The following is a 22,481-nucleotide window of genomic DNA, read 5'->3' on the forward strand; positions in this document are numbered from 1 at the left end:
TATTATAAAGTGCCTTTAATACCAAAACTGATTGTCCGCGGTGCCGGCCATCCCGTAGTAGGATAGTCCGGATCAAGTTTTACCTTGTTGGCACGCCACAAAATCCCGATGTTGTTGGCATATCCATAAACCTGTACAGACTTGAGTGGCAGCCAACGGTATTTTGAGCGGAACAGATCGTAGCTTAATGTAATGTCCTGTAATCGGACATGATCACCTTTCTCGACGGTCGCTTCGGAATAATTATAGAAATAGTCGCGGTTTGAGTTACCGGGATAAACTTGTGAAGGCACATTGGTCAGTAGTTCATCTCCGGGTTTTTGCCAACGGTTCAGGTATTCCACATTCCCTACTCCCTGATCATAAAGGCTGGTATAGCTTAGACTGTTCCTACGTACATAGTATCCCAATTTGTAGCTGATATTGAAGGCCAATGCCCAACCATCGTAGGTGAAACGATTACCGAAACCCCCGAAGGTTACTGGCCTTGACGGGCCGTGATATGTTATTTGAGATATGTCAGCCGGATTTCTGAGCGCCGCGAAATCCGTACTTAAGGCCATTTGATTATCGTAGCCCTGCGGATCGCCGCTGGTCGCGCTCAGCCCGGCCCATTTATAGCTGTACAATCCGTAGACAGGCCTCCCAACTACCGGTAGAATATTTTTGCCGGTGCCAACCAGGTTATTGGCAGTAAACGGAGTGCCGGTATAGAGGGTTACCTTATCGGTAGCACGGCTGAACAGGAAAGAACTGGACCAACTAAACTTGCCTTTGATATTTTGTGAATTAAGCTGGATATCAATACCCTTACCCGAAATGCCGGAATAATTGCCCTTCATTTGCGTTATACCCGTACTTGGGGCAAAAACGGAAAAACCTATTAGGTCAATGCCTTTTTTGAAGTACATCTCAACTGTTCCTGTTAGGCGCTGTCCTATTGTAGCAAAGTCCAACGCTACATTAAGCTGCCTTACTTTTTCCCAGCGCAATTCGGGATTCCCCACATTTCGCAGTGTTGCTAATAAAGCGTTGGTGTATTGTGCCGGGGTGGCTACATAACTTATTGTATTATATGCAGATAATGTCTTGTCTAAATTTCCCTGAAAGCCATACGATCCTCTAAATTGTAGCGAGGGAAGCATCGCTATCTTATAAAAATTCTCTTTAGATAAATCCCACTTAGCACCCACTGACCATAAAGGCACTGACTTCTGGTTAGTATTAACACCGAAATAATTTGAAGCATCTATGCGGCCACTTGCTGAAACGGTATATTTTTCGTCATAAGTATAAGCAGCATTAGCAAAGTAACTACGGTAGCGGTCCAAGGTGCCGACGCTGGTGTTACCATAAGGAATCGTATTAAATCCATTTCCAGGTGTTAATGTAAACCCGTTTACATAATCAACCGGCGTTGAAATACCCAGGTTTTCATCATAGCCATATAGTAAATTACTACTGCCCTTAAAGCTTACCTCGGTGATCTCGTATCCTGCAATTGCGGCAAGTTGCGAGCGGCCGCCTGAAAGGGCGTAGTCCAGCTGCCCACGGAAATGGTGTGCGTCCTGTCCTGAATCGAATTGGTTTAAAATACCACCAGCCGGAATATTCCTTCCTGAAACATTCCCGTTAGCATCAAGGGATGAATATTGGTTGACCAGGTTTCGTGCATAATAGCTTTCTGCGGTCCCAAGGCTGCGGGTATCGGCCAGAGTTTTTTGGTACTGGTATTTTATATCAGCATTTAAGCCATTTATAATACTGTACCTTAACCCTGTGGTTAGCCGGATATCATTTAGCTGGTTGGCCAAAGTGTTATATCCGTTATTTAATTCATCGACAGGGAGAAATTGCCAATTTAAGAAGCCACGATTTTCTGCATTTTGCACAAAAGAAGAGTTGTAGTCTTTGACAATAGGTAGCGCTCCAGCGGCCTTTTTCAACTGCGTATATGGAAAGACAGTAAGGAAGCGGCCACCCGGAGACAATTGGGATAGTGTATTATCGGCAGTCTGACTGCTATGAACATAATTAATGCCTGCATTGAATTGTAAGGACTTAAATACCTGAAAAGTATTTTGGCTATTAATTGTCAACCTGTCAGATTGGCTACCAACCTGGTTAAGCCTGTTATTATCGTAACCGGCGGAAAAATAGTACTTATACTTTTCTAGGCCTCCATCAAGGCTCAATAGGTATTGCTGGTTCAGCGACCTTTGATAAAAATATTTAGAAAGGTCTGCGCGCACATCATTATTGCGAATAGCATTTATTTGGCTTTCGGCGCTGGATTGTGAAATCAAACCTGACTTTACCCTGTTCAGCAATACAACTACCGGCGACAAAGGGGTAAAAGTGGAATTGGGATCTGACGGATCGTTAAGTGCAATTTCTCCATCATAATACCCCTTATCAAACAGGTATTTCTCTACATCAATATAGGATGACGAAGGCAAAAAATTCCGGTCGTAATACAGGTTGGGCTTATTAGCAATGGTTAAATTGCTGTTGAAGCGAATATTCAATGGTGAGTTATTGGCGCCTTTTTTAGTAGTGATTACGATAACCCCGTTACCGGCCTGAACACCCCAAATAGAAGCGGCGGCGGCATCTTTTAAGATGGTGACGCTCTCCACATCATTAGGATTGATATTACTAATATCGCCATCATAAGGGAAGTTGTCGACCACGATAAGTGGATTGTCATTAGCATAAATAGTACTTCGGCCCCTGACGCTGAGCTTTGGCGTATTGCTACTGGTTATCCCGGTAGTATTAAAGATAAGGCCGCTTGTTATTCCGTCGAGTTTGCTTATAACGTCCGTACTTACACGGGATTCGTATAATTGCTTGTTTGGCTGCGAAAAGCTGCCGGTCGCGCGCTCCCTGGGTACAGATTGGTACCCAGTTGAAAGAACAGACACTTCATTTAGGGTACTGTTTAGACGGTGTAATATTATGTTTTGAAAAGACAGGTCGTCGCTTACCACAAAGGTGACAGGGGCATAACCCACGAAAGAAATGATTACTACATCGCCTAATTCGGCTTCTATAGAAAACTCGCCGTTGGAAGGGGTTGTATACAGTATGTCCTTATCCTGAATGCGGATGCTCGCCCCGGGCAACGGTGTGCCTGCGGTATCACTTACTCGTCCCGACACCTTTTTAGGTACAGAAAACAGGTCTTTTAATCTTTTAGTAAAGGCCCTCACTTTAGGCTTAATTGTTATGGTGTTATCAATAACTTCATAAGCAAGAGGCTGACCTTCAAAACATTTTGCCAGGGCATCGCCAAGGGTTGCATTGCTGATAGTAACTGTTACAGGTTTGGCTGTTTTGAGCACTTCGTTTTTATAGAAAAAGCTATAGCCGCTCTGCCCTTCAATTAATTTAAAGACTTTGCTCAAAGGAGCGTTCTTTTCATTAAGAGTTATGGTCTGCGCGACGACTGAGGCAGAGACGGAAAAACAAGCCAGCAAAATAAAGAAGGAAACAAGCTTCATGATCAGTAAAATTTTGACCAGCCGCTCCCTATAGGGAAGCGTAAAAATATTCATACTTTTGTCGAGTTAGGGTTAATAGTTAAATCGTTAGAAGGATTTTCCGGCTTGCCCGGCTTTTGCCCCGACGTTAAGCCGGGGAGTGTTGGAAGCACTCACCGGCCTTATTGGGCTACAGTATTTTAGTTTAGCCTCGCACAAGCTTTTAAAAACTATCAGGTGCGGTATTCAAATTTAAAAGCCAGCGAGCCGATAGCTTCCCAAGCGCCTGAGGCATTTGTGGAAACAATCATCGAGTCCTGTGAAACTACCCATTTGGAAGAACCGGAACCAGGGTCAGGACCTACTGTGAGGGTAATGGATAACCGAGAACGAAAAGCAGTAGAACATTGTGTACCGTAGTATTTAACCGCATTATCGTTCATTGAATTTAAATAGGTGCTCTGGGCGGTAGTAAGGGTAAAATTATCTTTTACCCAGTCCCGGAAATCGGATTCCACAGCATCTGCCTGTGCGCTTAGCAAAGTATTTGAAAGGGCGTACAATTCAGTGGTTTTGGCGGTTACCCCAGCCGGGGTTAATGGTTGTAATGGCATAAATTTTTAATAGTTTGTTAGAAGGATTTGAAATTAAGGCCGGTAGATGTTGGAAGCATTACCGACCCTTTGAATTAACTAAACATGATCTTTTATTTACATAAGCGAAGGGGTTAAGGGTTAATATTATGGAGTTATAATTATTCTTCTATTATCTATACGGGCATGTATGCCGCCGGTCTCCAATATCCTTAGCAGATTTGATAAATTAGATTTACGGGAAATACCCCCTGTAAAAAGCTCTTTGGTTATTGTTCCCTTATAGACAACTTCTATATTATACCATCGGGTAATGGATCGCATGATGGTTTGAATATCTGCATCTTTGAAGTATGTCTTGCCATTCTTCCATGCTACGGCAGGATATGTATCCGCCTCCTGTACTTTAATGTCGCTTCCTACACACGCTTCCTGTCCTGGCTTTAGCAACGCAGTCTGATCATCGCTCTTTATAACCTTAACGGAGCCCTCAAGGAGAGTTGTTCTTATGAAAGCCTCATCGCTGTAGGCATTAATATTAAAATGGGTGCCGAGTACTTCCACGCTTTGCAGGCCGGTAATGACTTTAAATGGTTTGGCTTTGTTATGGGCAACTTCAAAATAAGCCTCGCCTGTTAACTCAACCCTGCGCTCTTTACCGGTAAAGGCAACCGGATATCTGAGTGAAGAAGCAGCATTAAGCCAAACATGCGTGCCGTCAGGTAAAAGCACCTGGTATTCACCGCCATTAGGCGTGGTTATGGTATTGTAGGCCATCTTTTCAATACCTGCAACTTTAGCATTATAGCTGATGAGGCCTTGCCCATTTTTGGTAATGGCTGTATTGCCCTGCATGGCAAGTGTGCCCTTTGCGTGTGAATCCAGTTCGACACTGCTGCCGTCAGCGAGGGTAAGGATGGCCTTATTACTGCCCGGCGCCGCATCATGGGTGGAAGCAATTGTTTGCTGTTCCTTTTGAGTATTTGGTTTCAGGAAGAAATACCAACCCAGCCCTACGGCCAGGACAATGGACGCGGCTGCCGCAAGGCGTGGCAGTAACGGATATACTTTTGAAGGATTGTGGCCCCGGCGTTTATTGATTGCCTGCCACAGCTCTTGTTTCTTTGCCTGATAGTCAATTTCGCCTCCATAGGCAGGAAGCTTTTTACCTTGTGAAAGGTACCAGCTTTCGAGCAGGGCCATTTCATCGGCAGATGCTTTACCATCATTATACCTTTCGAGCAGTGCTTCAATTTGCTTTGGTTCCATCAATACTATGTGTTATATAGTAATGACAGCGCCCGTCAGTATGTACTCTCAAAAAAAATAAAAATTAGTTTGCTGTCGATAAGTAAAGTTGATGTGACAGTTTCGGTATAAGAAGATGATATCTAAATATTACATATAACGTAATCAATTATGCATTGGGTCATTGTCTGATTTTGACTTCAGCCTGTCAAATTCGTGTATGACGGGGTTCATAAAATAAGGTAATTGAGGTTTCTCTGGTTTGGCAAACATCACCGAGGCGATATAGTTAAAATCATTAACTTTTTTCGAATCATAAGAATGGGCCTTCGTTACCAAATCCTTATTAACCATATAAAAAGCCAATATTTCATTTTGAGCATGTTTAACTCTTTCTCGGCTCTCCTTGTTAAGATGTTTTGTATCGTAAACATACATTTCGGTCACAAAAAGTACATCAGTAATTACATCCGCTTCAATGCGTTTGGCGATCTCATTAAATTTTCGATATACTGTTGTTTTGATCGAGAATCCAAAAGAGAGAAGCTCGAAAGTATTATCGCTGTAAACAACCAAACAGGTAGGCATCAAGGTTTTTTGCATTTGGAATATCACCAAATGCATTAATTCAAATTTGTTAAACAAGTCTCCATTAGGATACGCCTTATTCAGATTTTCTATTGGGCTTCTTGCCTTGGCAGGCCCGGCCCACATAGCTACTCGGGACGCTTTTTCAAATGTGTATGATTTAACAAAAAAAACGTAATCATCCACTAAAAGAAAGTCTTTGGGTACCTGGTAGAAATTCATTTTATCTATTTTGCTTTCCAACTCATCGGATAATTGACAAGGCTCATTTATAGCCTGTTTCAACGCCGCCAAAAGGAGTTTCATTTGGTTGATGCCGAAAATAAAATTATCATACAGGTCTTCGGTGTGGCCTTGTTCGTAAAAGAAAAACTCGGTCGAAAACATTACCTCAAGTTGCCGCAGGCTCATAAAAGTGGCACGCAAGGATTCGACAATTGTCGAAATTTCTACATCGTTATCAATCGTTAAAACCAACTCAGGGAGCGATACTGTCGCCTCAGCAGAATAAATAGTGATAACGATGCGTTTTTCCAGATTAAAAGGCTGTTGTTTTAATACCTCATTACGCTTTTCTACAAACCATTTACCAACACTATTAACAAGGTATTCATTGCGCAGCCTTTCATAGGTAACCAAAAAGTCGGTATGAGCCAAAGAATGTTGAAGAACAAAGGTAATATTCCTGTATTCTGAGAAAAAATTATCCAGATAGCCTATATTATCGAAAAAGTTAGTTCCTTTTTCAAATTTCTCCAAGCTGCTCAGTGCACTGTAAAATTTATGTATTGCCGGATATAATAAGCCTCGTGATTTATTCATATTAATTTGCAATAGCTGATTGCATAAAAGAAAACAAGTTAGGTCAGCTTTTCCTGATTAGCAAGCTATTTATAATATTACAGGATTTACTTATTAATATATACTTTAATATCTCTAAGTCGAAGCATAAATTAATACTAAAACACTTGAAATCTGTGAACATAACTGCTTCAAACTGTATTATTATGTCACATCAACTTCTCGTAATTGTGTACAATTAACTTACTGACTTACAATTGCTTTGGCATTTCTTGTTATGGCTGTCTTTGAGTTTGAAGCTGCCTAACGATTAACAGTTCGTTAACAACTCTCTAAAAGGTATCGTTGTAAATTGCACTGCCTAATAAAATTCGCATCGACAATGCAGGTTTTTGAGGAGAGGCCTGCTATTGCAGCCAATTTTATTGCAATAAAAGCCTTCCGGACTGGTTTTGTGAGGAGATTTCCACCCGGGAGGCTATTTCTTTAACTGTTTAGAAATAGTAAAAGGACCGCCAAATCCCCAAGCCTTACCCTTAAAATCTTTAAAGCCCGGCTGATGTTGTTCCGCACGACATGCTCAGAGACCCCTAATTCTTCAGCGATCTCTTTATAGGATAGATCATGGTTCCGGCTGAGCTCAAAAGCTTTACGCATATGCTCAGGCAACCTGGCGACTTCCTGTTCAATAAGCTCGGTAAGCATTTGAGCTCGCACCTTATGATCTGTCCGGCTTTCTTCATGCTGTATAAAATTCTGGAAAGAAGCAATGTGCTTTTGCCGCACTTTCTCGCTCGTCCAGTAATTCAAAATCCTGTTGCGGACCGCTGTGTATAAGAAAGACGATAAAGAAGTGGTGATAGTGATTTCGGCTGCTTTATTCCATAACGATAAAAACACCTCCTGCACCACATCGCCCGCCTGGTCCTCATCATCCAACATACGAAGCGCATGGCGGTAAAGTAAAGCCCAGTAACGGTCGTAAATCTCGGCAAAGGCGCGCTCATCACCCTTCAAGAGTAAGGATGCCAGGTCTACATCGTTGAGGACACAGTATTTTGGCATAGAACGTTATGCCAAAATACTGGTTTTAAAGCGTATATTAAAATAGAATTAATTCTTACCCATTCAGGTATTCAATCGTAATGTTAACCCCGCCCGTTGCCGGCAGAATTTGCCCGTTACGGTAATAGCGGTCAACTGTCTTACGTACCCTGATACGCTTGCTGCCCGTATCATCCACCGGAGGGTACGGAGGGTCAAGATAAATCGGCAGCTTTTGCTCAACAGCCAGGGACAATTCCCCGGAAAGGAAGCCTAAAAATTCCTCGTCGATGGAATCAAGGTACTGAGACTCTTTTTGGTTGAGCGTAAACTCAGCGTTCATCCAGCCGGGAAGGTCAGATGCGATCCTGCTCGCATGCGCGTTAATGTCTGATTGGGGAAGGGCGTAGATTTCATGAAACTTTTGTTTAACGCCCTGTGGGGTGAAAGGTAGTTTTGCCATGTCAGGTAAGATTGATGTTTTTGATACAATTAATAGCAAAACCAATATCTACAATATTGCTTAAAGGTTAATTTACAACTTCTAAAAGTGACAATAATTTGATATAATTGTTGCAACACCGTTCATTTTTCCTTCAAAGCAAAGATGTTATGGCACTTTTTAAGATACGAGACCACCGGCCAGCGTCGGAAGATTTATATAATGATATGTTTTTCAGGATAGTTTTGGCACTCATTGCTTCCCACATCCTTGTGATGTATAACGAGCCTGATACTTTCTTTGAAGCGATATTTACGCCTTCGTACTGGAGGGGAATGGCCGCCAGTTTTGTCATATCAATAACGCTTACCACCTACATTCATCTTATAACAGTGCGGCTGGATAAGCGGTTTGATTGGCATGACCACCCCATGCAACGGCTTTTTCGGCAAGGCTTGCTTGGTTTCCTTGCGCCTGCTGTCGGGGCTTTCCTCTTGGCAGCGGTATTCTTTGCCCTTATGGGCGTACACATCCTGCAAACCTCTTACTTGCGTGAAGACTATACCATCATCCTGCTCATGCTCCTGGTGCTAAACCTGTATTACTTCGGACTAAATTCTTACCTGCTCAGAGCAAAGATAAATCGGAGCATTGAAAGTGAAGCGCCCGAACAGGCACCGCAACCGCGTGAAGTGCTTATTGTTGATACGCCCATCCGGTCCATTCCGGTACAGTTGAAGGATGTCTCCTACTTCTTTATACTTAAAGGCAATGTATTTATGCGGACAGAAAGCATGGCCTCCCTTAGTGACAGCTACCGGCTGGATATACCACTGAAACAATTAGAAGCGATGCTGGATAAAAGCATGTTTTTCCGCATCAACCGGCAGATGATCGTCAATTTCAAAGCCTGCGGGTTTTACCGTCCCGGAAAAAACAAAACGTTGGAGCTCACGCTTGATCCTGCACCTTATGCCAAAGATGCCAAGGTACCAAAAGAACATGAGCGGCTTTTTATAATCAGCGAGGACAGGGTGCCGGATTTTAAAATATGGATGGACAGATAAGCCTACACAACGGCACAGATTGTGCAATATAGTGTCCTAAAGGCCGGAAACGGCTTTTCTTTAAGGGATTAGGGTTTAAATTAAAATGCTGAATTCCCCACATTCAGTGTTGATTTCCCCATTGAAATACCTGAGTCCCCCAGATAAAGAAATGAATGCCTTGCGCAACATATCGGAAATAATGGGCATTCAACGATTTAGGCGGCACCATGAAAACGCGGGTTTGGCATTGGGCTGCTAATTGTGGTAAGTGTTCCAAATTTATTACAGTATGAATATGTTACAGCAATTACCAACACATTCAGCATCTGAGCATTACTATCCTCTGCAGGAACTGGAACAATTGGCCGATGTATTCCTGTTTCCATCGCCGGATGCTGCAATCAACATTGAAGAATTTAATAAACAACTTGACGCTGAATCGGCCAGCCTTCGGGCTTTCATCAATAACCAGGCACTGGCACTTGGCCGGGAAAAAGAGATCCGGCAGCTCGTGCAACGCTACCATGCAAGTCTTACCCGGTTATTGGACCGAATTACAATCGAGTGGCAAGATAAAGAAGATAAAATTGCTGCTGCTAAGCAATCTTTTGAAAGTTACACCGCAACGGTCGAAGCGATAATCAATTATATCGACAACTACTTCCACGAACACCATAGCCCGCTCCAAACTGTGCCGCTGGTAACCCTTTGCCGCCAACGAAAGGAACTGGTCACCCGACTTAGCGCTATCGAGCAGAAAGTACTTACCCATCCCGAAGAAATGGTCGCCGGGGAGATATTTAAAAGGCTGCGGCACTTCGCGGCTTCATCCCGCCCGATACCCTTCCGTGTTCGGTACAGGGATATACGATACAAGGAAGAATTGTTGCGCCACCTTGAAGAGATCAGATGGAAAAATGAGCCTGATATGCTATTCACACCGGTAGAGCATATGCTGATCTACCTTAATTATAACAGCAAAGGATTTATTAAACTACTTACGCGTAAGATTTTCATGCATCTGGACAGCCTTAATGACACGAGAGAGCGATTAAAAATTTTGCTGCTCTATCAAAAGGCTTTCCGGCATATCCTGCCTAAACCAGGCTTAGTCCTCAATCCGGGATACCACCATCTTAGCCGGGCACTAAACGACTGGTTTGCTGAAGAAATCAGGTATCTCGAAAAAGAATTGGAATGGTCTTCAGAAAGTAGTGAGCGGCCAATTGCAAAAGATAAGGCAGTAGATAAAATAGAGACCAAGGTTTTACAAAAAGTGTTGGTGAAGCTGTCGTCAGACCAGGCGGGGCTAATCCTTAGGGCTGCCGATGACCTGCGCATTCTGGTAGCGCGTTCGCTGAGCGAGGTCTTTAAAACCATCGTTCCGCACCTTTCTACCACTAACAGGACCAATCCCTCTTATAAAGGTATGCGAACCCAGGCTTATGTAGCGGAAGAGCGGGATAAGGAAATTGCTATAGAAACTTTACAAAAGATCATAAATAAAATAAAGGAGTATTGATCAAAACTATGTATTATGAAAGCACTGATAATATTGGTAATGGCGGCCGTTACACTTAGCGGTTGCAGCCAGAAAAAATTGTCAAAGGATGAAGCCGAGCAATTGCTTCGGAAAGAATACAAATATCCACGCGTAATCGAACGTCATATCTTTTGCCGCGATGTCGGCCATGCCAGGATGATCATGAACTCAGGACTTGAGGAACAAGGCCTGGTTACCATAAAAAGGAAGGTCAGAATGTTTGAAGAAGGTGTCGTGCCGATCATATTTTTTACCGAAAAAGCGAAACCCTATTTGCGACCCTTTGCATCTAAAGAGGATGAAAAAGATTTCATTCGGCCGGTGAAACTTGCGGATGAGGATATCGTAGATGTTTTGTCTATTGTCAACGGGGATAACAAGACCGCAACAGTAACTTATAGTACCCAATTCGAGAACTTAACGCCGTTTCATGTATTATCGACCACCGACCTTAAAGGCAAGCAAAAGGAAAAGACCGCGACTTTCGCCTTGTCAGATGATGGTAAGTGGATATTGCAGAAACAGCATTTCTAATTAGAATAAGAATAAAAACACCAAGCCTGCCTCTAAAGGGTGGGCTTTTTTATGTATTGTATTTTCAAGGCTGTAACGGGTTTCAGGGTTTCAACTTGGGTTTCAACAACAAGTTGAAATTTACCGGCGTTCTCATACGCCCTTACTTTGCTCTCAGAAATTAAACAAGCCGCGACGGCGGACTATGTGTAACAATTAAAATGAGAGCATATGTTTACAGGTATTTCATGGCAAAGCTATCTCCTGGTAGTAGCCGCATCGGCAGCCATCTATTATTTCTACATCGCAGTGCGTTATTTCAGGAATGACTTCACCACGTGGTTTGCAAATAAAACCAGCGACAGGGTTGCGCCAAAAGCGGCAACTGCGAGCCTTGCGCAGACCCATCCGCATCAAACCGAGGTTACCGCATCGGCTGATGTCACAGCGGAATCAAATGAAAGTGAATACGACGAGCTGGAACATCTGATCGGCCGTGTCAACAAAACCATCAGCGATGCCGCCATCCGTAAAGCGCAGCCTGGTGAAGTAAAAGAATATCTGGCATTGGTATTTAAGGAATACCCAGCCCTTAAAAACGATGGCATGCGCCCGGCGATCAACGAATTGGTTTCCTCAGAATGCGCCAAACAAAATATACCTGTCAGCGAGGCCGAAGCAGACAAGCTTTGGGAGCAATAAAAATATAACGGAAGCGGGCTCCCTGTCCACGCCGGTGCGTAAGGGCAAGAGTGACAGACAGATGGTGCGATGCGACGGCGATGCCCCTCCCGTTTTTTACTATTCTTTTTTACAAATCTTTTAAATCAAGTGAGTTATGAAAATGTGCAGTTGGATTAAAAAGCCAGCCCTGCAAAGGGCTTTTATTGCCGGAGCTTTCCTTGTTCTGGCCACTATTAACGCAAATGCCCAGGACGGTATTGAGGGCATCGAGGAAGCAAATACCAAAGTCCGCAGCTATTTTGCTGCCGGTACCAATCTCATGTATGCCGTGGGCGCTATCCTTGGATTGATAGGCGCCGTCAAGGTGTACCAAAAATGGAATGCAGGCGACCAGGATACCGGCAAGGTTGCCGCCGCATGGTTTGGCAGCTGCATCTTCCTTGTGGTGGTGGCCACAGTGATCCAGTCCTTCTTCGGCATCTCTTAAGAAATTATCATGGTAGAAAAATTAAAAGAAAAGTTGTGGGCATTTATTGTCCACAACAATCCCGATGTGATGTTGGGCCTCCAGGAGGACTATTCGGTTACCAAGTATCTTGATGAAAAGATTAGCGGCATCTTGCCTATGATTGATAGCCTGCTTGCCGAGGGCAAGCCGCAGTACATCATAGAAGAGCTTGCCTTAAACGAGCTGACCGCAGACCTGAAACCCTCCAAATTCCTCTACATCCGCAGTGTACTCGAAGAAGAATTTCCTGATGATTTCAAAAGGCTCTCGGAAGACGGCGTACTGACCTACGAGGTGGTGAACCTCATTGCAGCCTGCCAGGAAACCTTCGACACCTTCAATTTCTCGACAGAAACGGAAGACGACCGCCACCTGCGGCATGCGATAATCGCGCAGGTACACGACTACCTGCTATAAGCTTGCGAACTGATGAAGAATGAAAATGTGCTGAGATGGCTTATAATACTTCCCATAAGTTAGACGATAATATCCGCGCGATTAAATTTGCACTGGATTATCAGAATGGCGAATCGCTTTCCAATCGCGATATAGATGCCTTGCGAGCTTATGCTGGTTTCGGCGGCATCAAGGCCATCCTGTACCCTTATGGCTCACAGGAAGAGTGGAGGGCAAACGGCGCTACAAAAGAAGACCTGAAGCTACATGGCAGGATAATGGAACTTCACGACTTGCTAAAAGCACATTATCCTGAAAACCAGTATAAGGAGATTGTCGCTTCACTTCGCAACAGTGTCCTTACCGCTTTCTACACACCTGAAGTGGTACCGCAGACCTTTTACAAAGTATTAAAAGAGCAAGGCATACAACCCAAAAGCTTGTATGAGCCTTCGGCCGGTAGTGGCGTTTTTATAACCGAAGCAGCTAAGGCATTTCCATCCCTGGAAAAGATCACGGCGGTTGAAAAGGATAAGCTAACAGGGCTGATACTTTCAGCCATCAACAGTTCACTCGGCGTAATGGCTGATACCCATATCAGTGGTTTTGAAGAAGCTCCTGTAAAAGACAATGGCACTTACGACCTTGTAGTCAGCAACATCCCCTTTGGTAATTTTTCTGTCTATGACCCGGCTTATCCGGGCAATGAACTATCTGGCAAGATACACAACTATTTCTTTGCCAAAGGGCTTGACAAGCTTGCCGAAGGCGGGCTGATGGCCTACATTACCACTGATGCATTCCTTAATGGGCCGTCCAACGCTTCAGTACGGAAATACCTGTTTGAGCATGCTGATTTTGTCAGTCTTACCGTCATGCCGGACAACCTGATGAAGGAAACGGGCAATACCGAAGCGCCCAACCACTTGGTCATCGTACAGAAAAATACCGGTAAAGATCGTCTATCTACAGATGAGCAATTGCTGGTTGTAAGTGATAAGCAACAAAATGAGTTTGGCAGTTACTACCAAAACACCTACATCACAACATACCCTAATGTTATCATAGGTAACCGTATCAGTGCTGGCCGCAACCAATATGGTCAAGCAAATCAATTGGTTTGGCAGGACGGGGATATCAGCGACATCTCAGGCAAGCTTTACAAAGGCCTTTCAGAAGACATTGTATTGGGTGTAAATGCCGCACTATTTAATAAAGCTAAGCCTGAACAGCAAGCTGCCACAAATCAAACACCCGGTGAAAAGCTGACCTACCTGCCTATGCCGGAAAGCAAAGTACCAACTGCATCCGTACAGCTTGGCCTCTTTGATATGGCCCCGGCTGAGAGCATTAACCGCGCGCTTGCGTATGTTAATCCAATGGATGAAACCGTTGTCCAGAAAGATACTGCCCGTATCATTAGTACCATCCGTACAACGGATACCCCCCTGCATGAGAATGTGGTATTGCTTACAGCCAAACAGCATAAAACAAACCGCTACCTCTACAAGCTGTACAGCAATGTAAAGGAAATTGACGGCTTTTCGGCCAACTGGATGGATGCACGGCTGCTCGGCCACGAACTAAAGGCCTTATCGAACAAGCTCCAGCGTTTTGACCACGCCTTTAAATATGATGGCGACCGCACACTGGAAGGTATGTTCCAATTCAGGCCCGAAGCGCAGCTTCCCTTTACCGGGTTAAAACCTTTTTATAAGGGTGGTACGCTGGTCATACATAACGGGAAGGTCGGTATTATTAAAGAGCCGGATGCCGAATTTAAAAGCGCACAATTCCAGCCTGTTGCCGGGCAACCGGGCACCGCTTTTTTTGAACGGTACATTGGATTGCGGGACAACTACCTTGAACTTTCTGCAAAGGAAGTATCAGGTGAGCCCATCGCTATCGCGCAGCGAGAAGCTTTACTAAAGCAGTATGATGACTTTGTATTGGGTTACGGCATTTTGAACAGCGTCGAGAACCGCAGGCGTATACTGGAGGATACGGCTTTTGGCCTGGTTACAATTGCCTCTTTAGAGCGCCGTGAGGGCGAGCGTTTTGTAAAAGCGGATATTTTAACGGGTTCGGTGCAGCATACCAAGGAACGCTTTACCACCGATGACCCTATTGAAGCGCTGGCCCACAGCCTGAACGATACCGGCAAGGTAGACCTGCAATTCATCAGCGCTGCCATGAGTGTGGAAGAACCGGAGGCCATCAGCCGCATGGGCCACCACATTTACCAAAATCCTTTAAATAATGCATGGGAAACCGCAGACCAGTACCTGAGCGGCAACGTTGTAGAAAAGTTGCGCCTTGCCAGCAAAGAACTGGAAAGCCAGCCGGATAATGTACAGCTAAAGCGCAGCGTAGAAGCACTTGAAAAGGTGCAGCCCGAGCGCATCCCGTTTGAGCTGCTGGAATTTAACCTTGGGGAGCGCTGGATACCGCTTAAGTACTACGAGCAGTTTGCAGCGGAGCTGTTCGAGCAGCCGGTAGATATTAACTATTTCCCGTCACTGGATGCTTTTAAGGTGAGCACTGGTATGAACATCAAGGTGTCTACCGAGTTTGCTGTAACACCGAAAAATGGACGGAAGACCTACGGCTATACTTTATTGGAACATGCCTTGGAGAACACTACGCCCTTCTTTACTTATGAAGTTGAACGGGCGGGTAAAACCATCCGCCTGCCGGATAATGAAGCCATCCAACTGGCGCACCAGAAAATTGAGCAGATGCGAAGCGGCTTTATCAGCTACTTGCAGGATCTGCCGGACAGGGAGAAAAAACAAATTGAAAACCTGTATAACGAAACCTTCAACTGTTATGTGCTGCGGGAATTTGATGGTAGCCACCTTAAGTTCCCGGGGCTGGATAATAAGGCACTCGGTATCGAAGATCTGTATTCATCACAGAAAAATGCGGCCTGGCGCATCATCCAAAACCGTGGCGCATTGGTGGACCACGAGGTCGGCCTAGGCAAGACCCTCACAATGATCGTAGCGGCACAGGAGATGAAAAGGCTTGGCATACTGCACAAGCCGATGATCATAGCACTTAAAGCGAATGTGGACCAAATCGCAGAGACCTATAAGAAAGCCTACCCTAATGCACGCATACTTTTTCCGGGACAGAATGACTTTACACCTGCGCAAAGGATGCGCATATTTCACGAGATCAAGAACAACAATTGGGACTGTATCATCCTAACCCATGACCAGTTCGGTAAAATACCCCAGTCGCCGCAGATACAAACGCAGATTTTTCAGCAGGAGCTTGATTGCATCGAAAGGGATTTGGATACCGTGCGGGATTTGGGCGGCGACATCTCTAAAAAGATGCTCAAAGGGCTGGAAATACGCCGGAATAACCTCGAAAACAAACTTAAAAGCATTGAGAAAAGCATTGAGGAAAAGAAAGACACCGGCATCAATTTCAGGGAGATGGGCATCGATCACCTATTCATAGATGAGGCGCACAAATTTAAGAACCTGACTTTTACCACGCGCCACAATCGCGTAGCAGGTTTGGGCAATATGGAAGGCAGCCAAAAGGCGCTCAATATGCTTTTTGCTGTTCGCACACTTCAGGACAAGTTTGATTCAGACCTCTGCGCTACTTTCTTATCGGGTACACCCATCAGCAATTCGCTGACTGAGATGTACCTGCTCTTCAAATACCTGCGCCCAAAAGAAATGGAGCGCCAGCACATTGAGAACTTCGACGGTTGGGCGGCGGTGTTTGCCCGCAAGACCACTGACTTTGAGTTCAGCGTAACTAATGAGATCATTGCCAAAGAACGCTTCCGCCATTTTATCAAGGTACCGGAACTGGCGCTATTTTACAATGAGATCACAGATTACAAAACGGCTAAGCATATCAGGCTGGAAAAGCCGGAGCTGAATGAGACGCTGGTCAACATCAAGCCGACACCGGAGCAAAGCCGTTTCATTGAAAGGCTCATGAAGTTTGCCAAGAGTGGCGATGCCACGCTCATAGGCCGTGCGCCGCTGACAAAGAGTGAAGACAACGCCCGTATGCTCATTGCGACCAACTATGCCAAAAAGATGGCCGCCGACATGCGCCTGATCAGCCCGGCGTACGGCGACCACCCGGACAGCAAGGTCAATACCGCCGCGCGGAAGATTGCCGGGATCTACAAGGAAAGCACCCCACATAAAGGCACACAGATCGCCTTTTGTGATATCGGCACACCTAAACCGGGAGAGTTCAATATTTACGATGCGCTAAAAGAAAAGCTGGTGCGCGACCTGGGCATCCCGGCACATGAGGTGACGTTCATCCACGACTGGACCGACAAGCGTAAACCCGAGCTGTTCCGCAAAATGAACCGGGGTGAGATACGTATCCTAATCGGCTCCACCGAAAAAGCAGGGACCGGACTCAACGTTCAGCAGCGTGTGGTAGCCATGCACCACCTGGACATCCCGTGGAAACCTTCGGAGCTGGAGCAGCGCAACGGGCGCGGTGCGAGGCAAGGCAACTTTTTGGCCAAGGAACATTATGAAAATAAGGTACAGAACTATGTGTACGCCGTCGAGCAATCCCTGGACAACTACAAGTTCAACCTGCTTAAAAACAAGCAGACCTTCATCTCGCAAATGAAGAACTGCGAGCTTAACGTGCGCACCATTGACGAGGGCGCTATGGACGAGAAAAGCGGTATGAACTTCTCGGAATACATCGCCATCCTTTCGGGGGATACTTCGCTACTGGAGAAAAGCAAGCTGGAAAAGAAAGTGGCGGTGATGGAAAGCCTGAAGCAATCCCACTTCCGGGAGGTATCCCGTAACCGCTACCAGATGGAAGGGCTGCAATACGACCTTGTAAAAACTAAGGGTACGCTTGAAAAACTGACTGCCGACAGCACAATCTATTTAAGCAAGTTGCAATATGATACCGAAGGCAGTAAAGTTAACCCCGTTAAACTGGAAAGCATTGCAAGCAGCGACCCTGAGGTAATTGGCAATAAGATCATCCAACTATACAAGGATTGGAGACCCGTAGACCTTGACCAGCCCAAACAGGTTGGTGAATTGTACGGCTTTAACCTGTACATCAAACGGAATCGCAAAGCCTATGAGGAAAATGGCAGCTACGAGTACCGATATTCCAACAGCTTCTACGCGCAGCGCGGGAGTGACGGCATCAAGTACGCTTTTAATGATGGTCAGCCCAATATTGATAATCCCAAGTTGGCGGCGCGGCATTTCCTCAATGCCATTGACCGGGTGGTGCACCTGAAAGAGAAATACGAAAAGGAAGTACAGCGGCTGGATACCGAAATACCAAAGCTGCAAAAACTGACAGAAAAGCCTTTTATGCAGGAGGCGGAATTGCAGCAGATGAAAACCGAACTCGCCAATCTTGAACGGCAGATCGCCATTAAAATACAGGAAAAACAGCTTTTAGAGCATCAAGGGCATGATGAGCATGTGCCTGCAAGCAGCAAAGAAGCCGCTATTATAGCGATGAAACCATTAGATCACGCTTCCGAAAAAACGGCAATGGTGCTGGAACCTGCCAGGGCCACAAGTGAAAGCCTGCAACATGCAAGGCGTAAAGGAATGAGAATGTAAAGTATAAGATTATGGCAAACAGTGTATATCAGATCAACAAAGGCATAAATGCCTCAATTGAGTTCAAGGGATTGAAGGCACAGTACATATGGTATTTGGGTGGCGGAGTGGTGGCATTGCTTATCCTGTTCGCCATAATGTACCTCGTTGGCCTGCCGTCGTACCTCTGCATTGGCGTGATTCTGCTTGCAGGTACTGGACTGGTGGTAAAAATCTACGGAATGAGCAACAAGTACGGTGAGTATGGCCTGATGAAGGCGCTGGCAAAAAAGCAGGTGCCGAAGGTACTGCGCTCACGCAGCCGCAGGATTTTCACCGCTTCTAAATAACTGAATAATAAACAAGGTAAAAGATAAAGAGATGGAAAGAGTGCTGGATGATATGTTACCGATTATGGATGTACAGCATGACTGCATCCTGAGCAAGATGGGCGATGTGACCATTGCCTTTAAAGCGGAGCTGCCGGAGATCTTCACGCTCTCCGACCAGGAGTATGAGGCCTTCCACCAGGCATGGATAAAGGCTATTAAGATACTGCCCAAGCATACGGTGCTGCATAAGCAGGACTGGTTTTTGCAAAGCGGCCACAAGTCTGATTTTTCCAAAGAGGACAACAGCTTTTTAAGCCGTGCCAGCGAACGCTTCTTTAACGAGCGCCCGTTTTTGGACCATACCTGCTATATCTTTTTGACCAAGAAGCCACAAAACAGGCAAACAGCCACCTCAATGTTTTCAAGCCTTTTAAAAAGGTCAATCGTTCCGGAAGAAACCCTTAAGCCACAATTGCTTCAGGACTTCTTGGATAATGCAGGCCAGTTTTGCCGCATTATGGAAGACAGTGGCTTTGTTAAGCTTAAAAGACTAACTGAAAGTGAGCTGCTCAGCCAAAGCAGGTCGCACGGTGTTATTGAAAAATACTGCTACCTCTCTGAAAGGGATCAGAGCTTTATCGTTAACGATATCCAGTTTGGTGAGGGCTTGCAGGTCGGCGACCGCCATTGCCAGCTCTATACGCTATCGGATGCGCAGGATTTGCCAGCGCTGTGCGGCAGCCGTATCAACTACGATAAGTATTCCACTGACCGTACCAAATTCAGTATTGGTTTCGCGTCAACGCTCGGCCAGCTTTTGCCCTGCAACCACATCTATAACCAGTATGTTTTTATAGACGACGCGCAGAAAACGATCCAGAAGCTGGAAGCCAAACGCCTGCGCCTGCAATCGCTGTCTGCCTATAGCAGGGAGAACATGATCGCCCGTGATGCTACTAATGATTTTCTGAATGAGGCCATCGGGCAGCAGCGCCTGCCGGTAAAGGCGCACTTTAATGTACTGGCGTGGACGGATAATAAAGAGGAACTTAAGGATTTGAAGAACATGGTATCGTCAGCACTTGCACAAATGGACGCTGTTGCCAAACAGGAAACTGTGGGAGCAGCCCAGATATTCTGGGCGGGGATTCCGGGCAATGCGGCGGACTTCCCGATGAACGACACCTTTGATACCTTCGCCGAGCAGGCTACCTGCTTCCTTAATTTGGAAACGGGCTACCGTACATCGCTCAGCCCTGTGGGCATCCGCCTGGGCGACCGCCTTACAGGCAAGCCCGTACATGTGGACATCAGTGATGAGCCCATGACGATGGGCATCTGTACCAACCGCAATAAGTTTATCCTTGGCCCTTCGGGCAGCGGCAAGTCATTTTATACCAACCACATGGTACGCAGCTATTACGAGCAGGGTACGCACGTAGTGCTCGTAGATGTGGGCCACAGCTACAAAGGTCTGTGCGATATGGTTAAGGGCTACTACTTCACCTACAGTGAAGAGAATCCCATCCGTTTCAACCCTTTCTTTATTGGTGAAGGCGACAGCCTTGACACTGAAAAAAAGGAAAGTATCAAGACGTTACTTCTGGCACTTTGGAAAAAGGATGACGAGGCCTTTAAGCGCAGCGAATATGTAGCCCTATCGAATGCCATCAGCGGCTATTACCATCACCTGGTACGCCACCCGGATGTGTTTGCCTGCTTTGACAGCTTTTATGAGTTTTTGCAGGATGCCTATAAAAAAGTACTGGAAGATGACCGGGTGAAGGAAAAGGATTTTGACGTGGATAATTTCCTGTATGTGCTGCGCCCATACTACAAGGGCGGTGAGTTTGATTACCTGCTTAACGCCACGGAAAACCTGAATTTATTGCAGGAGCGCTTTATTGTATTTGAGCTGGACAACATTAAAGACCACCCGATACTGTTCCCTGTGGTGACCATTATCATTATGGAGGTATTCATCAACAAGATGCGCAAAATGAAGGGCATCCGAAAGATGATCCTAATTGAAGAAGCATGGAAGGCGCTGATGAAGGAAGGCTTTGCAGAATACATCAAATACCTCTTTAAAACCGTCCGCAAGTTTTTTGGGGAAGCCATTGTAGTAACACAGGAAGTGGAAGACATCATTTCCTCCCCCGTGGTAAAGCAGGCCATCATAAACAACAGCGACTGCAAGATACTGCTCGACCAAAGCAAGTACCAAAACAAATTCGACCAGATCCAGGAATTGCTCGGCCTTACCGAAAAGGAAAAAGCGCTCGTGCTATCGGTCAACAAAGCCAACGACCCGGCACGCAAATACAAAGAAGTATTCATCTCCCTGGGCGGGATGCTCAGCAAGGTATATCGCACAGAAGTATCGCTCGAAGAATATTTGGCCTACTCAACAGAGCAGACCGAGAAAGTAAAGTTGATGGAATACGCTGCAACCTTTGGCGGGGATATCCGCAAAGGGATCGCGGCTATGGCGCAGGATATAAGAAGTGGGACTTTAAAAATGTAAAAGATGAAAAAGAGTATCAGAATTTTAGGCTTAGCCCTTGTGCTATGGCTGGCAGTACCTGCCCAGCAGGCAAATGCGCAGATACCGGGGCTGGATTTTATAACCGGCGCGGTAAAGCGGGTGGTCAAGGCAATTGACCTGCGTATCCAGCGCCTGCAAAACAAAACCATTTGGCTGCAAAATGCGCAAAAGACATTGGAGAATGCATTGTCAAAACTAAAGCTCGATGAAATAGCCGACTGGACTGAAAAGCAAAAGGAGCAATACGCCAAGTATTACGAAGAGCTTGCCAAAGTAAAAGCCATCATCAGCTATTACCAGCGTATCCGGGACATCAGCCAAAAGCAAATGCGGCTCGTACAGGAATACCAGCACGCCTGGGGTATGCTTCAGCAGGACGAACATTTTACAGCGGACGAAATTGAATACATGGGTAAGGTGTATGCAGGCATACTGGAAGAGAGCCTGAAGAACATTGACCAGATTACCCTTGTGGTAGAATCGTTCGCTACTACCATGAGTGATGCAAAAAGGCTGGAACTGATCAACGAAGCCGCCGACCGTGTGGATGAGAATTACAGCGACCTGACCCGCTTTAACCGCCAGAATGCAGTGCTGAGCCTGCAACGCTCGAAAGATGCACATGAGGCCGATGTGATAAAAAAGCTTTACGGTATCCAATAGAGCAAGTGGTATGCAAGCATTTACAGCGAATGACCTTTTTAAGCTTTTTGAAGCTAAGGGATATACGGGGCTTACTCAGTTTTACTCCCCTTCGTTTGAGTTTACCGATACCGTTGAGGCAGGCCTTAAGCGGGTGCAGCAGGAATTTGCAGGGCAGCGTGACCCTGGAACATTTAGTTTGTCTTCTTACCCGGTATGGGAAAAGCAGGGTGCGCCTTATGTATCCAGTTACATATCCTGCGCCTATAAAGACGAAAAATTTAGTATCAGGCTTTTAGATCTGAGCTATAACAACGGTGCCTATAATGGTGAATTGTCAAGACAACTGCTAAAGGAACCGCAGCCTAAAGATATACCTGATAAACAGCAATTAAGCGATACGCTGAAAGGGCTGGCTGTGCCAGCTAACGAATTAAGAAAAAGAAACATTAAACGGATGAAGTTATGAAAGCATTTATAATC

General features: G+C 45.5%; 17 protein-coding genes. 11 read left to right on the plus strand and 6 right to left on the minus strand.

The window, feature by feature from the left end; genetic code table 11:
- Positions 1–2 precede the first annotated feature (2 nt).
- The 6 genes from AC3WJC_RS12780 to AC3WJC_RS12805 form a co-directional block, all read right to left on the minus strand.
- Positions 3–3,560, minus strand: coding sequence for a SusC/RagA family TonB-linked outer membrane protein (locus AC3WJC_RS12780; protein WP_492399503.1), 3,558 nt, complete (start codon positions 3,558–3,560; stop codon positions 3–5).
- A gap of 158 nt (positions 3,561–3,718) precedes the next feature.
- Positions 3,719–4,099 (minus strand): hypothetical protein, encoded by a 381-nt coding sequence (locus tag AC3WJC_RS12785; RefSeq protein ID WP_492399504.1) that lies wholly within the window; start codon positions 4,097–4,099, stop codon positions 3,719–3,721.
- A 126-nt stretch (positions 4,100–4,225) separates the two neighbouring features.
- Positions 4,226–5,347, minus strand: coding sequence for a FecR family protein (locus tag AC3WJC_RS12790; protein ID WP_492399505.1), 1,122 nt, complete (start codon positions 5,345–5,347; stop codon positions 4,226–4,228).
- Between the two features lie 144 nt (positions 5,348–5,491).
- Positions 5,492–6,736 carry a hypothetical protein gene (locus AC3WJC_RS12795; RefSeq protein ID WP_492399506.1) on the minus strand — a complete coding sequence of 415 codons (1,245 nt, stop codon included), beginning with the start codon at positions 6,734–6,736 and terminating at the stop codon, positions 5,492–5,494.
- Between the two features lie 465 nt (positions 6,737–7,201).
- Positions 7,202–7,780 carry an RNA polymerase sigma factor gene (locus AC3WJC_RS12800; RefSeq protein ID WP_492399507.1) on the minus strand — a complete coding sequence of 193 codons (579 nt, stop codon included), beginning with the start codon at positions 7,778–7,780 and terminating at the stop codon, positions 7,202–7,204.
- Between the two features lie 55 nt (positions 7,781–7,835).
- Positions 7,836–8,267 (minus strand): hypothetical protein, encoded by a 432-nt coding sequence (locus tag AC3WJC_RS12805; RefSeq protein WP_492399508.1) that lies wholly within the window; start codon positions 8,265–8,267, stop codon positions 7,836–7,838.
- A gap of 104 nt (positions 8,268–8,371) precedes the next feature.
- Between AC3WJC_RS12805 and AC3WJC_RS12810 the strand changes: the two genes are divergently transcribed.
- The 11 genes from AC3WJC_RS12810 to AC3WJC_RS12860 all read left to right on the plus strand — a co-directional run bounded on the left by AC3WJC_RS12810 (position 8,372) and on the right by AC3WJC_RS12860 (position 22,467).
- Complete coding sequence (locus AC3WJC_RS12810; RefSeq protein WP_492399509.1) at positions 8,372–9,268, plus strand: LytTR family DNA-binding domain-containing protein; 897 nt, start codon at positions 8,372–8,374, stop codon at positions 9,266–9,268.
- A 250-nt stretch (positions 9,269–9,518) separates the two neighbouring features.
- Positions 9,519–10,772: a hypothetical protein gene (locus tag AC3WJC_RS12815; protein WP_492399510.1), complete on the plus strand. Its 1,254-nt coding sequence runs from the start codon at positions 9,519–9,521 to the stop codon at positions 10,770–10,772.
- A 15-nt stretch (positions 10,773–10,787) separates the two neighbouring features.
- Positions 10,788–11,327 (plus strand): hypothetical protein, encoded by a 540-nt coding sequence (locus tag AC3WJC_RS12820; protein ID WP_492399511.1) that lies wholly within the window; start codon positions 10,788–10,790, stop codon positions 11,325–11,327.
- Between the two features lie 210 nt (positions 11,328–11,537).
- Positions 11,538–12,008 carry a hypothetical protein gene (locus tag AC3WJC_RS12825; protein ID WP_492399512.1) on the plus strand — a complete coding sequence of 157 codons (471 nt, stop codon included), beginning with the start codon at positions 11,538–11,540 and terminating at the stop codon, positions 12,006–12,008.
- Positions 12,009–12,144: 136 nt separating this feature from the next.
- On the plus strand, positions 12,145–12,477 hold the full coding sequence (locus AC3WJC_RS12830) for a DUF4134 domain-containing protein (protein ID WP_492399513.1): 333 nt from the start codon (positions 12,145–12,147) through the stop codon (positions 12,475–12,477).
- Positions 12,478–12,486: 9 nt separating this feature from the next.
- Positions 12,487–12,915, plus strand: a complete 429-nt coding sequence (locus tag AC3WJC_RS12835) for a hypothetical protein (protein ID WP_492399514.1) — start codon at positions 12,487–12,489, stop codon at positions 12,913–12,915.
- 35 nt (positions 12,916–12,950) lie between these two features.
- Positions 12,951–18,497: a helicase-like domain-containing protein gene (locus tag AC3WJC_RS12840; RefSeq protein WP_492399515.1), complete on the plus strand. Its 5,547-nt coding sequence runs from the start codon at positions 12,951–12,953 to the stop codon at positions 18,495–18,497.
- 11 nt (positions 18,498–18,508) lie between these two features.
- A complete protein-coding gene (locus AC3WJC_RS12845; protein WP_492399516.1) occupies positions 18,509–18,826 on the plus strand; it encodes a DUF4133 domain-containing protein in 318 nt (105 codons plus the stop codon).
- 31 nt (positions 18,827–18,857) lie between these two features.
- Positions 18,858–21,335, plus strand: coding sequence for a TraG family conjugative transposon ATPase (locus AC3WJC_RS12850; protein WP_492399517.1), 2,478 nt, complete (start codon positions 18,858–18,860; stop codon positions 21,333–21,335).
- Between the two features lie 3 nt (positions 21,336–21,338).
- Positions 21,339–22,019 carry a conjugal transfer protein TraI gene (locus AC3WJC_RS12855; protein WP_492399518.1) on the plus strand — a complete coding sequence of 227 codons (681 nt, stop codon included), beginning with the start codon at positions 21,339–21,341 and terminating at the stop codon, positions 22,017–22,019.
- A gap of 10 nt (positions 22,020–22,029) precedes the next feature.
- Positions 22,030–22,467, plus strand: coding sequence for a hypothetical protein (locus tag AC3WJC_RS12860; protein ID WP_492399519.1), 438 nt, complete (start codon positions 22,030–22,032; stop codon positions 22,465–22,467).
- Positions 22,468–22,481 lie beyond the last annotated feature (14 nt).

Source organism: Mucilaginibacter sp. FW306-07-L, from assembly GCF_058782065.1.